Consider the following 15,481-nt stretch of genomic DNA (forward strand, 5'->3'; position numbering starts at 1 on the left):
AACAGGACCACTGGCTGCCATGCAAGAGCAATACCGCCCGGAAGAGATAGAATCAAAAGTCCAGCAACACTGGGACGAGAAGCGTACCTTTGAAGTTACCGAAGACGAGAGCAAAGAGAAGTATTACTGCCTGTCGATGCTTCCCTATCCTTCTGGTCGACTACACATGGGCCACGTGCGCAACTATACCATCGGTGACGTGATTTCCCGTTACCAGCGTATGTTGGGCAAAAATGTCCTGCAGCCTATCGGCTGGGATGCGTTTGGCCTACCTGCGGAAGGCGCAGCGGTGAAAAACAACACCGCGCCGGCCCCGTGGACCTATGACAACATCGCCTACATGAAAAACCAGCTGAAGAAGCTGGGCTTCGGCTATGACTGGAGCCGTGAAGTGGCGACCTGCACCCCGGAATACTACCGCTGGGAGCAGAAGTTCTTTACCGAGCTGTATAAAAAAGGCCTGGTCTACAAAAAAACCTCCGCGGTGAACTGGTGCCCGAACGACCAGACCGTACTGGCGAACGAGCAGGTTATCGATGGCTGCTGCTGGCGCTGCGACACCAAAGTCGAGCGTAAAGAGATTCCGCAGTGGTTTATTAAAATCACCGCCTACGCTGACGAGCTACTGAACGATCTGGATAACCTGGATCACTGGCCTGACACCGTTAAAACCATGCAGCGCAACTGGATCGGCCGCTCCGAAGGCGTCGAAATCTCCTTCGATGTGAACGACTACGCCGACAAGCTGACCGTCTACACCACCCGCCCGGACACCTTTATGGGCTGCACCTACCTTGCCGTCGCTGCGGGCCACCCGCTGGCGCAGCAGGCTGCCGCCAATAACCCCGCGCTGGCGACCTTTATCGACGAATGCCGCAATACCAAAGTTGCCGAAGCCGATATGGCGACCATGGAGAAAAAAGGCGTCGATACCGGCTACAAAGCCATCCACCCGCTGACCGGCGAAGCGATCCCGGTATGGGCGGCAAACTTTGTGCTGATGGAGTACGGCACCGGCGCGGTGATGGCCGTCCCGGGTCACGATCAGCGCGACTACGAATTTGCCAGCAAATACGGTCTGAACATCAAGCCGGTTATCCTGGCCGCCGATGGCTCAGAGCCCGACCTCTCTGAACAGGCGCTGACCGAAAAAGGCGTATTGTTTAACTCTGGCGAGTTCGACGGTCTGGATCACGAGGCGGGCTTTAATGCTATCGCCGATAAGCTCGCGTCTCTTGGCGTCGGCGAACGTAAAGTGAACTACCGCCTGCGCGACTGGGGCGTTTCCCGTCAGCGCTACTGGGGCGCGCCGATCCCAATGGTCACCCTTGAAGACGGCACCGTGATGCCGACGCCGGAAGATCAGCTGCCGGTTATTCTGCCGGAAGATGTCGTGATGGACGGGATCACCAGCCCAATTAAAGCCGATCCGGAGTGGGCGAAAACCACCGTTAACGGCCAGCCGGCGCTGCGCGAAACCGATACCTTTGACACCTTTATGGAGTCCTCCTGGTACTACGCGCGCTACACCTGCCCGCAGTACGACCAGGGTATGCTGGACCCGGAAGCGGCGAACTACTGGCTGCCTGTCGATATCTATATCGGCGGGATCGAACACGCCATTATGCACCTGCTCTATTTCCGCTTCTTCCACAAGTTGATGCGCGACGCGGGCATGGTGAACTCTGACGAACCGGCTAAACAGCTGCTTTGCCAGGGGATGGTGCTGGCGGATGCCTTCTACTACGTTGGCGAAAACGGCGAGCGTAACTGGGTGTCGCCGAAAGAAGCGACTACCGAGCGCGACGAGAAGGGCCGTATCGTTAAAGCCTTCGACCCACAGGGCCGCGAGCTGGTCTATACCGGCATGAGCAAGATGTCCAAGTCGAAAAACAACGGCATCGACCCGCAGGAAATGGTTGAACGCTACGGCGCGGACACCGTGCGTCTGTTTATGATGTTCGCTTCTCCGGCCGACATGACGCTTGAGTGGCAGGAATCCGGGGTGGAAGGTGCGAACCGCTTCCTGAAACGCGTCTGGAAACTGGTCTACGAACATACCTCCCAGGGCGAAGCCGCTGCGCTGGACGTTGCCAGCCTCAGCGAAGATCAAAAAGCGCTGCGTCGCGACGTGCACAAAACGATCGCGAAAGTGACCGATGATATCGGCCGTCGTCAGACCTTCAACACCGCGATTGCGGCGATTATGGAGCTGATGAACAAGCTGGCGAAAGCGCCGCAGGAAGGTGAACAGGATCGCGCGCTGATGCGTGAGGCCCTGCTGGCCGTGGTTCGTATGCTCAACCCGTTCACTCCGCATGCCAGCTTTACCTTGTGGCAGGAGCTGGGCGGCGAAGGCGATATTGACAACACGCCGTGGCCGGTCGCTGACGAAAGCGCGATGGTTGAAGACACCACTCTGGTCGTGGTCCAGGTAAATGGTAAAGTTCGTGGTAAGATTACCGTTGCGGTGGATGCAACCGAAGAGCAGGTTCGTGAGCGTGCGGGTCAGGAGCATCTGGTTGCGAAATATCTCGACGGTGTGACCGTACGTAAAGTGATCTACGTTCCGGGTAAACTGCTCAATCTGGTCGTTGGCTAAGCGCAGGAGGAAGCGTGCGATATCTGGCAACATTGTTGTTATCTCTGGCGGTGTTAATCACCGCCGGCTGTGGCTGGCACCTGCGTAGCACTACGCAGGTTCCGACCGCAATGAAAACCATGATCTTCCAGTCGGGCGATCCTAATGGTCCATTAAGTCGTGCCGTCCGTAATCAGCTGCGTCTGAACGGGGTTGAACTGGTCGATAGCAGTACGCTGCGCAAGGATATTCCTTCCCTGCGTCTGGAGACATCGTCCATTCAGAAAGATACGGCGTCTATTTTTCAGGACGGCCGTACTGCGGAATATCAGATGGTGATGACGGTAAACGCCAGCGTCCTGATCCCAGGTCATGATATCTATCCCATCACGACCAAAGTCTACCGCTCGTTCTTCGATAACCCGCAGGCGGCGTTAGCGAAAGATGCCGAGCAGGACATGATCGTTCAGGAAATGTACGACAAAGCGGCAGAGCAGCTGATCCGTAAGCTGCCGAGCGTACACGTTGCGGATGTCGAAGCCACCAAAGAGGATGAGAAGCCGGTCGCCACGACCCCAGCCGCTTCCACCTCCGGCAATCGCGTCTCCACCACGCTGGGTAACTGATGATTCGGTTGTACCCGGAACAGCTCCGCGCGCAGCTCACTGAAGGGCTGCGCGCGGCCTATCTGCTGCTTGGCAACGATCCGCTGCTGCTGCAGGAGAGCCAGGACGCCATCCGCGAAGCGGCCGCGACCCAGGGCTTTATCGAACACCACACCGCCACCGTTGATGCCAGTACCGACTGGCCCGCCCTCTTCTCGTTAAGTCAGGCCATGAGCCTGTTTTCCAGCCGCCAGACGCTGCTGCTGATCCTGCCCGATAATGGCCCTAATGCGGCAATTAACGAACAGCTTGCGACGCTCGTCGGCATGCTGCATGACGATTTACTGCTGATCGTTCGCGGTAATAAGCTAACGAAAGCGCAGGAGAACGCCGCGTGGATGACGGCGCTGACCAGCCGGGCGGTGCAGGTTAGCTGCCAGACGCCGGAATATGCCCAGCTGCCGCGCTGGCTCGCCGCGCGCGCAAAGCAGAATAATCTGCAGCTTGATGACGCGGCCAGCCAGCTTCTGTGCTACTGCTATGAGGGTAATCTGCTGGCGTTGGCCCAGGCTCTTGAGCGCCTTTCGCTGCTGTGGCCGGATGGTAAACTGACGCTGCCGCGGGTTGAGCAGGCCGTGAATGATGCTGCGCATTTCACACCTTATCACTGGGTGGATGCGCTGCTGGCCGGTAAAAGCAAGCGCGTTCTCCACGTTCTGCAACAGCTGCGTCTGGAAGGCAGCGAGCCGGCTATCCTGCTGCGCACCCTACAGCGCGAGCTGCTGCTGCTGGTCAACCTGAAGCGGCAATCGGCCCATACGCCGCTGCGTTCGCTGTTTGACAAGCATCGCGTATGGCAAAACCGCCGCCAGCTGGTCAGCGACGCGCTGGCACGCCTGAGCGCCGACCAGCTGCGTCAGGCCGTCACGTTGTTGACCCGCGCGGAGCTTACCTTCAAGCAGGATTACGGGCACTCCGTATGGCCCGAGCTGGAAAGTCTCTCTTTATTGCTCTGCCATAAAGCGCTGGCAGACGTTTTTATTGATGGTTGATATGACTCAGTTACAGGCGATGTACGGCGGCACCTTCGATCCGGTGCATTACGGTCACCTTAAACCGGTGGAAATTCTGGCCAACCTTATCGGCCTCAATAAAGTCACCATCGTGCCCAACAATGTGCCGCCGCACCGCCCGCAGCCCGAAGCCACCAGCGACCAACGCAGGCATATGCTGGCGCTGGCCATCGCGGATAAGCCGCTGTTTATCCTCGACGATCGTGAGCTTAAGCGCGACACGCCGTCATATTCAGCGCAAACCCTGCGCGAGTGGCGCCAGGAGCAAGGTCCACAGCGCCCCCTGGCGTTTATCATTGGCCAGGATTCGCTGCTCACCTTTACCACCTGGCACGAGTATGAAAGCATTCTTGATAACGTACATCTGATCGTTTGCCGACGCCCGGGTTATCCGCTGACCATGGCGTGCGAGCAGGATCAGCAGTGGCTGGACAAACATCTCACTCATGACGTCGAGCGGCTGCATAGCAGCCCGGCGGGCGTTATCTACCTGGCCGAAACGCCGTGGTTTGATATTTCTGCCACCCTGATTCGCCAGCGTCTTGAAGCTGGCGAGCCCTGCGCGGACATGCTGCCGGAAACCGTGCTCGACTATATCCATGAGCAGAAGCTCTACTGCTAGCCTTGCCACAAGGAGAGTCTTATAGACTCCTTTCGAGAGGGTCATCATGAAGTTATGGTTAGTTCGTCATGGCGAGACCGAGGCCAACGTCGCGGGCCTCTATAGCGGACATGCTCCCACAGCCTTAACCGAACGCGGAATCAGACAAGCGCAAACGCTGGGAAAGCGGCTGCAGGCCGTTCCTTTTCAGCGCGTGTTTTGCAGTGAACTTGAGCGCACCCAGCGTACGGCCAGCCTGCTGCTTGGCGACCGTGACGTCCCTCGCCAGTCCTTCGCCGAGCTCAATGAAATGTTCTTCGGCGACTGGGAAATGCGCCACCATCGCGATTTACAGCATGAAGATGCGGGAAACTACGCCGCGTGGTGCGCCGACTGGCAGCATGCGGCGCCCACTAACGGTGAAGGCTTTCAGGCGTTCGCCGAACGCGTCTCCGGCTTCACCGCCGCCCTCCCTCAGCACCGGGAACTTAGTCATCTGCTGATCGTCGGCCACCAGGGCGTGCTTAGCCTGTTAATCGCTCAACTTCTGAATATGCCGGATTCGGCGATGTGGCACTTCCCCATCGAGCACGGCGCGTGGAGCCTTGTCGATCTCCAGCCCGATTTCACTACCCTGCGCGTGCTGAATAGCCAGGCAGTTTGGCTGGCGGAAGAAGAATTGCGCGCAGACCATTGACAGGGCAAAGCAGGCTGTTATTCTCCGCAGCCAGGCTGCATTTACCATTTGAACTTTGCAGAAATTGTTTTACAAAAATGGCGATGCAATCATCGGCGATGGATGGGATGATAGCGGCCTTAACCGCCTATTTATCGACATTTATCCCGATTTTGCTACCAGTTCAGGTATACTGTCAGGCTGTTTATTATTATCACTCTTCACACACCCAGGGGGAACTCTTGCAGGGTAAAGCACTCCAGGATTTTGTTATCGACAAAATTGATGACCTGAAAGGTCAGGACATCGTTGCCATTGACGTTCATGGCAAATCCAGCATCACCGATTGCATGGTTATCTGCACAGGCACTTCTACGCGCCATGTTATGTCCATCGCCGACCACGTAGTGCAAGAGTCTCGCGCCGCCGGTATGCTGCCGCTGGGCGTTGAAGGCGAAGCCGCCGCGGACTGGATTGTCGTCGATCTCGGCGACGTTATGGTTCACGTCATGCAGGAAGAGAGCCGTCGTCTGTACGAGCTGGAAAAACTCTGGAGTTAACGCGTGAAGCTGCACCTGGTAGCCGTTGGCACCAAAATGCCGGACTGGGTTCAGACCGGCTTTAGCGAATATCTGCGCCGTTTTCCAAAAGATATGCCGTTCGAACTGGTGGAAATCCCCGCCGGAAAACGCGGCAAAAATGCCGACATCAAGCGAATTCTGGAAAAAGAAGGTGAAATGATGCTGGCGGCCGCAGGCAAAAACCGCATCGTCACCCTGGATATTCCGGGGAAACCATGGGATACGCCGCAGCTGGCGCGCGAACTGGAACGCTGGAAACAGGATGGCCGGGACGTCAGTCTGCTCATCGGCGGCCCGGAAGGCCTTTCACCCGCCTGCAAAGCGGCAGCGGAACAAAGTTGGTCGCTCTCAACGCTCACCTTACCTCACCCGCTGGTTCGCGTACTGGTGGCCGAGAGTCTGTATCGGGCGTGGAGCATTACCACCAACCACCCTTACCACCGTGAGTAATGATGACCAGGGTAGACTAAGCAGCGAATGAAATTACAGAATTCTTTCCGCGACTATACGGCTGAATCCTCGCTGTTCGTGCGCCGGGCGCTGGTCGCTTTTTTGGGGATTTTGCTGCTTACCGGCGTATTGATCGCCAATCTTTATAACGTGCAGATTGTGCGTTACACCGACTATCAAACGCGTTCAAACGAAAACCGCATCAAGCTGGTCCCTATTCCGCCAAGCCGCGGCATTATCTACGATCGCAACGGCACGCCGCTGGCGCTCAACCGCACGATTTACCAGCTGGAAATGATGCCGGAGAAGGTCGACAACGTTCAGCAAACGCTGGATGCGCTGCGCGACGTTATCGATCTCACCGATGACGATGTAGCGAACTTTAAAAAAGAGCGCGCCCGCTCCCACCGCTTTACCTCCATTCCGGTGAAAGTCAATCTCAGCGAAGTACAGGTCGCCCGTTTCGCGGTTAACCAGTACCGTTTTCCCGGCGTAGAAGTCAAAGGCTATAAGCGCCGCTACTATCCCTATAATTCAGCCCTGACCCACGTTATCGGCTACGTCTCCAAAATTAACGATAAAGACGTCGATCGCCTGGATAAAGAGGGAAAGCTGGCTAACTACGCCTCCACGCACGATATCGGCAAGCTGGGGATCGAACGCTATTACGAAGATGTCCTGCACGGGCAGACCGGCTATGAAGAAGTTGAAGTAAACAACCGCGGCCGGGTAATTCGCCAGCTGAAAGAGGTTCCGCCGCAGGCCGGACGCGATATCTATTTAACGCTCGACCTGAAGCTACAGCAGTATATTGAAACGCTGCTGGCTGGCAGCCGCGCGGCGGTCGTGGTCACAGACCCGCGTACCGGCGCCATCCTCGCGCTGGTCTCGACGCCAAGCTACGACCCCAACCTGTTCGTTGATGGTATTTCCAGCAAAGACTACTCCGGGCTGCTTAACGATCCTAATACGCCGTTGGTCAACCGCGCGACCCAGGGCGTTTATCCACCAGCATCAACGGTTAAGCCTTACGTGGCCGTCTCGGCGCTCAGCGCCGGGGTTATTACCCGCAACACCAGCCTGTTTGACCCCGGCTGGTGGCAGCTTCCCGGCTCGGATAAACGCTACCGCGACTGGAAAAAGTGGGGCCACGGCCATCTGAACGTCACTAAAGCGCTGGAAGAGTCGGCCGATACTTACTTCTATCAGGTTGCCTACGATATGGGTATCGATCGACTGTCGGAGTGGATGGGCAAATTCGGCTATGGCCACTATACCGGCGTTGACCTGGCGGAAGAGCGCTCCGGCAACATGCCGACCCGCGAATGGAAGCTCAAGCGCTTCAAGAAACCCTGGTACCAGGGCGATACCATTCCGGTCGGGATCGGACAGGGCTACTGGACCGCAACGCCTATCCAGATGAACAAGGCGCTGATGATCCTGATTAACGACGGTGTGGTTAAAGTGCCGCACCTGCTGCAGAGCACGGTGGAGGACGGCAAACCGGTGCCGTGGGTTCAGCCCCATGAACCGCCGGTCGGCGATATTCACTCTGGTTTTTGGGAAATCGCCAAAGACGGGATGTTTGGCGTCGCCAACCGCGGCAACGGTACCGCGCATAAATACTTCGCCAGCGCGCCGTATAAAATTGCGGCCAAATCGGGTACCGCTCAGGTCTTCGGCCTGAAAGCCAACGAGACCTATAACGCGCACAGAATCGCTGAACGCCTGCGTGACCATAAACTGATGACGGCGTTTGCCCCTTACAACAACCCCCAGGTTGCCGTGGCCATTATTCTTGAGAACGGCGGCGCAGGTCCGGCAGTCGGTACCATTATGCGTCAGATTCTCGATCATATAATGCTGGGCGATAACAACACCAACCTGCCGAGTGAAAACCCGGCGGTAACGGCTGGGGAGGATCAATAATGACTGATAATCCGAATAAAAAATCGCTATGGGATAAAATCCACCTCGACCCCACCATGCTGCTTATCCTGCTGGCGCTGCTGACCTATAGCGCGCTGGTTATCTGGAGCGCCAGCGGTCAGGACATGGGCATGATGGAGCGTAAAATCGGCCAGATCGCCATGGGGATTGTTATTATGATCGTCATGGCGCAAATTCCGCCGCGGGTCTATGAGGGCTGGGCGCCCTATCTCTATATATTCTGTATTATCCTGCTGGTGGCGGTTGATGCCTTCGGCGCCATCTCTAAAGGGGCGCAGCGCTGGCTGGATCTCGGCATCGTCCGCTTCCAGCCGTCGGAAATCGCCAAAATAGCCGTACCGCTGATGGTGGCGCGCTTTATCAACCGCGACGTTTGCCCGCCATCGCTGAAAAATACCGCTATCGCGCTGGTGCTGATTTTCCTGCCCACGCTGCTGGTCGCCGCGCAGCCGGACCTCGGGACCTCGATTCTGGTCGCCCTGTCCGGTCTATTCGTGCTCTTTCTGTCTGGTCTGAGCTGGCGTCTGATCGGTATCGCCGTGGTGCTGGTCGCCGCCTTTATTCCGATCCTCTGGTTCTTCCTGATGCATGATTATCAGCGCCAGCGCGTAATGATGCTGCTCGACCCGGAAACCGATCCGCTCGGCGCGGGGTACCACATTATTCAGTCAAAAATTGCCATCGGCTCCGGCGGGCTGCGCGGGAAAGGCTGGCTGCATGGAACCCAGTCGCAGCTGGAGTTTCTGCCTGAACGCCATACCGACTTTATCTTTGCCGTACTGGCGGAAGAGCTGGGGCTGATTGGCGTGCTGATCCTGCTGGCGCTCTATATTCTGCTTATCATGCGCGGGTTGTGGATTGCCGCCCAGGCGCAAACCACCTTTGGCCGGGTCATGGCCGGCGGTTTAATGTTGATTTTATTCGTTTATGTCTTCGTAAATATTGGTATGGTAAGTGGTATTTTACCGGTGGTGGGGGTACCTTTGCCGCTGGTCAGCTACGGGGGCTCTGCCCTAATCGTATTGATGGCCGGGTTTGGTATCGTTATGTCGATCCATACTCACAGAAAAATGTTGTCGAAAAGCGTGTAAGGGGTTCGCGATGCGTAAGCAATGGCTGGGGATCTGCATAGCAGCAGGGCTGCTGGCGGCATGTTCGGGTGAAGACGTTCAACAAAAAACGGTCAGCACTCCACAGCCGGCCGTTTGCAATGGCCCGACGGTGGAAATTAGCGGCGCCGATCCGCAGTATGAAACGCCTAACGCAACGGCGAATCAGGATTACGAACGCGATGGCAAAAGCTATAAAATCGTTCAGGATCCCTCTAACTTCACCCAGGCGGGCTTCGCAGCTATCTACGACGCCGAGCCTAACAGCAATCTGACCGCATCGGGTGAAGCGTTTGATCCCACGCAGCTTACCGCAGCCCACCCCACGCTGCCGATCCCAAGCTACGCGCGGATCACCAACCTGGCGAACGGCCGCATGATCGTAGTACGTATCAACGATCGCGGCCCCTACGGTAACGATCGCGTGATTTCACTGTCGCGCGCCTCAGCCGATCGCCTCAATACCTCGAATAACACCAAAGTGCGCATCGATCCGATCGTCGTCGCGCCGGACGGCTCGCTTTCCGGTCCGGGGATGGCATGTACGACAGTGGCCAAACAGACCTATGCCCTGCCTGCCCGCCCGAATCTTGACGGCGATAACAGCGCGGGGATGAGTCAACCCGCACAAACTGACGTGCACGCCATCAGTAACTCAACCCTGAAGCCGGAAGACACTACCGGCGCTCCGGTTAGCAGCGGCGGTTTCCTCGGCGCGCCGACGCCGCTGAATAACGGCGTGCTGGAAGGCAGCGAGCCTGTCGTGCAAACCGCGCCGGTTACCGCACCAGGCTCAGTACAAGGCAGCGTTGCGCCTGCCGTAGCCGCCACTGCCGCCGTGACGCCTGCCGCAGCAGCCAGCGCCGGCGGAGATTTCGTCGTGCAGGTCGGCGCCGTCAGCGATCAATCGCGCGCCCAGCAGTACCAGCAGCGTCTGAGCCAGCAATTTTCCGTCCCGGGCCGCGTCACGCAAAACGGCGCGGTATGGCGGATTCAGCTCGGCCCATTCAGCAGCAAAGCGCAGGCCAGCACGATCCAGCAGCGTCTGCAAAGCGAAGCTCAGCTGCAGTCATTTATTACTCGCGCCAACTAAAGGCATCGCACCCGCGTCCCCTGCTCGTTGCGCATGACAAAGTCATTAACAAAGTCGTGCGCAATGTCGGATGCTGGTTCGTAGTGCGTTTGTTATAGTAAGGCACTTTTTTAACTCCATCACGGATGCCGTTGTTCAGACCATGAAGACCTCTTTTACCGCTCGTTTACTCGTTACGGCGCTCTCCGTGGCAGCGCTGTCCTCCGCTGCCCGCGCCGATGACCTGAATATCAAAACTATGATCCCAGGCGCCCCGCAGATTGACGCCGAATCCTGGATTCTTATCGATTACAACTCAGGCAAAGTACTGGCAGAAAACAACGCCGACTCCCGCCGTGACCCGGCAAGTCTGACCAAGATGATGACCAGCTATGTGATTGGTCAGGCCATGAAGGCGGGCAAGTTTAAAGAGTCCGATCTGGTCACCGTGGGTAACGACGCATGGGCGACCGGCAACCCGGTCTTTAAAGGCTCCTCGTTGATGTTCCTTAAACCGGGTATGCAAGTGCCGGTTTCCCAGCTGATCCGCGGTATCAACCTGCAGTCCGGCAACGACGCCTGCGTGGCGATGGCCGACTACGTCGCCGGTAGCCAGGATGCCTTCGTCAGCCTGATGAACAACTACGTTAACGCCCTTGGCCTGAAAAACACCCACTTCCAGACCGTTCACGGCCTGGATGCCGATGGTCAGTTCAGCTCCGCGCGCGACATGGCGCTTATTGGCCAGGCGCTGGTGCGCGATGTCCCGAACGAATACACCATCTATAAAGAAAAAGAGTTTACCTTCAACGGTATTCGCCAGCTCAACCGCAACGGACTACTGTGGGACAACAGCCTGAACGTCGACGGGATTAAAACCGGCCATACCGACAAAGCGGGCTATAACCTCGTGGCTTCCGCAACCGAAGGCCAGATGCGCCTGATCTCCGCCGTAATGGGCGGCCGTACTTACAAAGGCCGCGAGTCCGAAAGCAAAAAGCTGCTGACCTGGGGCTTCCGCTTCTTCGAAACCGTTAACCCGATTAAAGCCGGTAAAGAGTTCGCCTCTGAACCCGCCTGGTTCGGCGATAGCGATCGCGCCTCTCTCGGCGTGGATAAAGACGTTTATCTGACTATCCCGCGCGGCCGCATGAAAGATCTGAAGGCCAGCTACGTGCTAAATAACGCCGAGCTGCATGCGCCGCTGCAGAAAAATCAGGTGGTCGGCACGATTAACTTCCAGCTGGATGGCAAAACGATCGATCAGCGCCCTCTGGTCGTACTGCAGGAAATCCCGGAAGGCAATTTCTTCGGCAAAATCATTGATTACATTAAGTTAATGTTCCATCACTGGTTTGGTTAAAAATCGACCACTTGAAAGTGTGATTTACATCCCCATATACTAGATATCCTGATAACTCCCACACGTCGTGGGAGTTATTATTTTTTGTTGTAACACCGGAGCTGACATGAAAACCAAACTTAACGAACTGCTTGAATTCCCTACTCCATTTACTTACAAAGTAATGGGACAGGCGTTGCCGGAGCTGGTTGACCAGGTGGTTGAAGTGGTACAGCGCCATGCACCAGGTGATTACTCTCCGACGGTAAAACCCAGCAGCAAAGGCAACTACCACTCAGTCTCTATTACCATCAATGCAACCCACATTGAGCAGGTAGAAACCCTGTATGAAGAACTGGGCAATATTGAAATCGTACGGATGGTGCTGTAAATCGATTCCCCCGACCCGGCCCTGCGCCGGGTCTTTCTCGCTGTGATATACTCCCCCACTCAAATCATTCTCTCTCTGCGGAGACGTTGTTTTGCAGCACAATAAAATCCTCATCCGCCAGCTCGGCCTGCAACCTTACGAACCTGTCTCGCAGGCAATGCATGAGTTTACCGATAGTCGCGACGATGCCACCCTGGATGAAATCTGGCTGGTGGAGCATCATCCGGTATTCACTCAGGGGCAGGCAGGCAAAGCCGAGCATGTTCTCGTTCCCGGCGAAATCCCGGTAATTCAGAGCGATCGCGGCGGACAGGTCACCTATCATGGCCCCGGACAGCAGGTGATGTACGTTCTGCTGAATCTTAAACGCCGCAAGCTGGGCGTGCGTGAGCTGGTGACTCTTTTAGAGCAAACTGTCGTTAACACCCTGGCGGAGTATGGTATTGAATCGCACCCGCGGGCAGACGCGCCCGGCGTCTACGTGGGCGAACAGAAGATCTGCTCTCTGGGTTTGCGCATCCGCAAAGGTTGCTCATTCCACGGTCTGGCGCTGAATATCAACATGGATCTGTCACCATTCCTCAGGATTAACCCATGCGGTTATGCCGGAATGGAGATGACGCAGATGCGCCAGTGGCGGCCTGATGCTCGTACGGATACCGTCGCGCCACGCCTCGCCGCCAATTTGCTGGCTTTACTGAACGATCCGCCGGCGGAATTTATTCAATCCCGCTAGCCATCACGTCCCGTGAGCGCGGGACGTCACATTTTTCCATCAGGCTGGATTAAGTCTTTATTTTTGCAATCAATTATCACTAATAAAATCATTGTGCCCGCTATAATGGTGCTAATCATCACTAGCGGAAATATAGAGTGGACGAAAATAACTCTCAGCCAGAACCAACCGAACGCCTTGACGATCGCCACGATCGACAGATGTTTCGCATTCTGCGTAATATTGATCTCAATTTACTCACTATTTTTGAAGCGGTTTACGTCCATAAAGGTATCGTCAACGCGGCCAAAATACTGAATATCACGCCCTCTGCGATTAGTCAGTCCATCAACAAACTGCGCGCCCTCTTCCCTGACCCGCTTTTTATCCGTAAGGGCCAGGGCGTGACGCCAACGGCTTATGCCTCGCATCTTCATAAGCATATTAGCCAGGGTATGGAAGCATTTCTCAACGCCCTGGATTTAACCGGAAATACCCGTAGCGAGCGGGTGATAACCGTGGCTACCTCGCCGGCCATTGGCGCGTTGATCATGCCGGTTATCACCAGACAGCTGCGGAGCGTCTTTCCCCAGATTTTGCTGCACAATGTCGCCATCACCGACGCGGCCAGCCAGTTAAACCAGCGTCAGGTTGACCTGCTGATTGACAGCTTCCCCCATAGCGGGCAGGCGATTACGCACCATGTGCTGTTTCAGGATAGCGTACATATCTTCTGCCGGGCAGGGCATCCGGCCCTGGCGCTGCCGGCAACCTCAGCAAACCTGAGTCAATATGAATTCGCGCTTCTGCAGCCTGAAGGCCAGCGCTATACGACCATCCTGCGCCACCTGCAGGAGCATCTCGGCGAACGTCGCTATGGGTTCAGCAGCTACAATCTGTTAACTCAGGCAGCCCTGGTCAACGACAGCGATATGCTGGGGCTAATCACGTCCGGAATGTTCTCGCTGGTCGAGAAGATTTGGCCCTTAAAAATGATCGATTTTCCGCCTCTACGGGAAGAAAGAATTGATATTGCGCTGCACTATAACAAGCTCAGCGCGCAGGAGCCCTTGTTGAAAGAGATCGTCGAGACGATTCGCCAGGCTTTTTAGTCGATAAAGCACGTGAGGGAAAAGCATAAAACAACAACTATTTTACAATTTGCCGGCCAGCAGGCTGCTTTATCCCCCGTATCAATGATATACTGCCTGCGTTTAATTCAAAAATAGTTGATAAATGCAACATTTACTTGAATTGATTCGCTTTCCTTCGTCACTCGCAACTGGAACACGCACGCTATGAGTAAACCCATTGTGATGGAACGCGGTGTTAAATACCGCGATGCCGATAAAATGGCCCTTATCCCGGTGAAAAACGTGGCAACTGAGCGTGAAGCTCTGCTCAGAAAACCGGAATGGATGAAAATCAAACTTCCGGCTGACTCGTCCCGTATCCAGGGGATCAAGGCAGCGATGCGTAAGAACGGCCTGCACTCCGTGTGCGAAGAAGCCTCTTGCCCCAACCTCGCGGAATGTTTTAACCACGGAACGGCAACCTTTATGATTCTGGGCGCCATCTGTACCCGCCGTTGCCCGTTCTGCGATGTTGCCCACGGTCGCCCGGTGACGCCGGACGCCAACGAGCCGCAGAAGCTGGCGCAAACCATCGCCGATATGGCGCTGCGCTATGTGGTGGTGACTTCCGTGGATCGTGACGATCTGCGCGATGGCGGCGCTCAGCACTTTGCCGACTGCATCAAAGCGATTCGTGAAAAAAGCCCGACGATTAAAATTGAAACCCTGGTACCGGACTTCCGCGGCCGTATGGATCGTGCGCTGGAAATCCTCCAGGCGACGCCGCCGGACGTGTTTAACCATAACCTGGAAAACGTGCCGCGCCTGTATCGCCAGGTACGCCCGGGCGCCGACTACAACTGGTCGCTGAAGCTGCTGGAACGCTTTAAAGAAGCGCATCCAGAGATCCCGACGAAATCAGGCCTGATGGTTGGTTTAGGCGAAACCAACGCTGAAATCGTTGAAGTGATGCGCGATCTGCGTCGCCACGGCGTCACCATGCTAACGTTAGGCCAGTATTTGCAGCCGAGCCGCCATCACCTGCCGGTACAGCGCTACGTGAGCCCGGATGAGTTCGAAGAGATGAAAGCCGAAGCGATGGCCATGGGCTTTACCCATGCTGCCTGCGGCCCGTTCGTTCGTTCGTCGTATCATGCCGACCTGCAGGCCAAAGGCATGGAAGTGAAGTAACCCCTCCGGCCGCGGCGTAATATTTTTCGCGCTGCGGCCCATCCTGCCGATGCATTCCATTACTCAGTAAA

At 56.2% G+C, this 15,481-nt stretch carries 15 protein-coding genes; all 15 read left to right on the forward strand.

Annotated elements, in window-relative coordinates; genetic code table 11:
* The first annotated feature begins 19 nt into the window (after window positions 1-19).
* The 15 genes from leuS (at window position 20) to lipA (ending at window position 15,410) form a co-directional block, all read left to right on the forward strand.
* Window positions 20-2,602 carry a leucine--tRNA ligase gene (gene leuS / locus GUC22_RS19220; protein ID WP_024358809.1) on the forward strand — a complete coding sequence of 861 codons (2,583 nt, stop codon included), beginning with the start codon at window positions 20-22 and terminating at the stop codon, window positions 2,600-2,602.
* A gap of 14 nt (window positions 2,603-2,616) precedes the next feature.
* Window positions 2,617-3,207 carry an LPS assembly lipoprotein LptE gene (lptE, locus tag GUC22_RS19225; RefSeq protein ID WP_004134176.1) on the forward strand — a complete coding sequence of 197 codons (591 nt, stop codon included), beginning with the start codon at window positions 2,617-2,619 and terminating at the stop codon, window positions 3,205-3,207.
* Complete coding sequence (gene holA / locus GUC22_RS19230; RefSeq protein ID WP_004134178.1) at window positions 3,207-4,238, forward strand: DNA polymerase III subunit delta; 1,032 nt, start codon at window positions 3,207-3,209, stop codon at window positions 4,236-4,238. Before lptE ends, holA begins: the two co-directional genes overlap by 1 nt.
* Entirely contained in the window at window positions 4,231-4,881 is a 651-nt protein-coding gene (gene nadD / locus GUC22_RS19235) for a nicotinate-nucleotide adenylyltransferase (RefSeq protein WP_049085343.1), read from the forward strand. Before holA ends, nadD begins: the two co-directional genes overlap by 8 nt.
* A 46-nt stretch (window positions 4,882-4,927) precedes the next feature.
* The gene (locus GUC22_RS19240; RefSeq protein WP_160183724.1) at window positions 4,928-5,557 is read left to right on the forward strand and encodes an adenosylcobalamin/alpha-ribazole phosphatase; all 630 of its coding nucleotides are present in this window, start codon (window positions 4,928-4,930) and stop codon (window positions 5,555-5,557) included.
* A 221-nt stretch (window positions 5,558-5,778) separates the two neighbouring features.
* A complete protein-coding gene (rsfS, locus tag GUC22_RS19245) occupies window positions 5,779-6,096 on the forward strand; it encodes a ribosome silencing factor (protein WP_004100162.1) in 318 nt (105 codons plus the stop codon).
* 3 nt (window positions 6,097-6,099) lie between these two features.
* Window positions 6,100-6,567, forward strand: coding sequence for a 23S rRNA (pseudouridine(1915)-N(3))-methyltransferase RlmH (gene rlmH, locus GUC22_RS19250; protein WP_004100160.1), 468 nt, complete (start codon window positions 6,100-6,102; stop codon window positions 6,565-6,567).
* A gap of 27 nt (window positions 6,568-6,594) precedes the next feature.
* Window positions 6,595-8,496, forward strand: coding sequence for a peptidoglycan DD-transpeptidase MrdA (gene mrdA / locus GUC22_RS19255; protein ID WP_004130417.1), 1,902 nt, complete (start codon window positions 6,595-6,597; stop codon window positions 8,494-8,496).
* Window positions 8,496-9,608 (forward strand): peptidoglycan glycosyltransferase MrdB, encoded by a 1,113-nt coding sequence (gene mrdB / locus GUC22_RS19260; RefSeq protein WP_004100156.1) that lies wholly within the window; start codon window positions 8,496-8,498, stop codon window positions 9,606-9,608. Before mrdA ends, mrdB begins: the two co-directional genes overlap by 1 nt.
* Window positions 9,609-9,618: 10 nt before the next feature.
* Window positions 9,619-10,719 carry an endolytic peptidoglycan transglycosylase RlpA gene (gene rlpA, locus GUC22_RS19265; protein ID WP_004134184.1) on the forward strand — a complete coding sequence of 367 codons (1,101 nt, stop codon included), beginning with the start codon at window positions 9,619-9,621 and terminating at the stop codon, window positions 10,717-10,719.
* 142 nt (window positions 10,720-10,861) lie between these two features.
* A complete protein-coding gene (dacA, locus tag GUC22_RS19270; RefSeq protein ID WP_004134186.1) occupies window positions 10,862-12,061 on the forward strand; it encodes a D-alanyl-D-alanine carboxypeptidase DacA in 1,200 nt (399 codons plus the stop codon).
* A 106-nt stretch (window positions 12,062-12,167) separates the two neighbouring features.
* On the forward strand, window positions 12,168-12,431 hold the full coding sequence (gene ybeD, locus GUC22_RS19275; RefSeq protein WP_004100153.1) for a DUF493 family protein YbeD: 264 nt from the start codon (window positions 12,168-12,170) through the stop codon (window positions 12,429-12,431).
* Between the two features lie 91 nt (window positions 12,432-12,522).
* The gene (gene lipB, locus GUC22_RS19280) at window positions 12,523-13,167 is read left to right on the forward strand and encodes a lipoyl(octanoyl) transferase LipB (protein ID WP_024358813.1); all 645 of its coding nucleotides are present in this window, start codon (window positions 12,523-12,525) and stop codon (window positions 13,165-13,167) included.
* 137 nt (window positions 13,168-13,304) lie between these two features.
* A complete protein-coding gene (locus GUC22_RS19285) occupies window positions 13,305-14,258 on the forward strand; it encodes a YbeF family transcriptional regulator (RefSeq protein WP_004134190.1) in 954 nt (317 codons plus the stop codon).
* A gap of 186 nt (window positions 14,259-14,444) precedes the next feature.
* Window positions 14,445-15,410 (forward strand): lipoyl synthase, encoded by a 966-nt coding sequence (gene lipA / locus GUC22_RS19290; protein WP_004130412.1) that lies wholly within the window; start codon window positions 14,445-14,447, stop codon window positions 15,408-15,410.
* Window positions 15,411-15,481: the final 71 nt, after the last annotated feature.

Origin of the sequence: Klebsiella sp. MPUS7, from assembly GCF_009905335.1 — a bacterium.
GTDB classification, from domain to species: Bacteria; Pseudomonadota; Gammaproteobacteria; order Enterobacterales; family Enterobacteriaceae; genus Klebsiella; species Klebsiella grimontii.

Excerpts from the sequence above, each read along its gene's own strand:
- GUC22_RS19240 (WP_160183724.1), top strand. The coding sequence starts at position 4,928 with ATGAAGTTATGGTTAGTTCGTCATGGCGAGACCGAGGCCAACGTCGCG.
- mrdA (WP_004130417.1), top strand. The coding sequence starts at position 6,595 with ATGAAATTACAGAATTCTTTCCGCGACTATACGGCTGAATCCTCGCTG.
- mrdB (WP_004100156.1), top strand. The coding sequence starts at position 8,496 with ATGACTGATAATCCGAATAAAAAATCGCTATGGGATAAAATCCACCTC.
- leuS (WP_024358809.1), top strand. The coding sequence starts at position 20 with ATGCAAGAGCAATACCGCCCGGAAGAGATAGAATCAAAAGTCCAGCAA.
- lipA (WP_004130412.1), top strand. The coding sequence starts at position 14,445 with ATGAGTAAACCCATTGTGATGGAACGCGGTGTTAAATACCGCGATGCC.
- rlpA (WP_004134184.1), top strand. The coding sequence starts at position 9,619 with ATGCGTAAGCAATGGCTGGGGATCTGCATAGCAGCAGGGCTGCTGGCG.
- ybeD (WP_004100153.1), top strand. The coding sequence starts at position 12,168 with ATGAAAACCAAACTTAACGAACTGCTTGAATTCCCTACTCCATTTACT.
- dacA (WP_004134186.1), top strand. The coding sequence starts at position 10,862 with ATGAAGACCTCTTTTACCGCTCGTTTACTCGTTACGGCGCTCTCCGTG.
- holA (WP_004134178.1), top strand. The coding sequence starts at position 3,207 with ATGATTCGGTTGTACCCGGAACAGCTCCGCGCGCAGCTCACTGAAGGG.
- nadD (WP_049085343.1), top strand. The coding sequence starts at position 4,231 with ATGGTTGATATGACTCAGTTACAGGCGATGTACGGCGGCACCTTCGAT.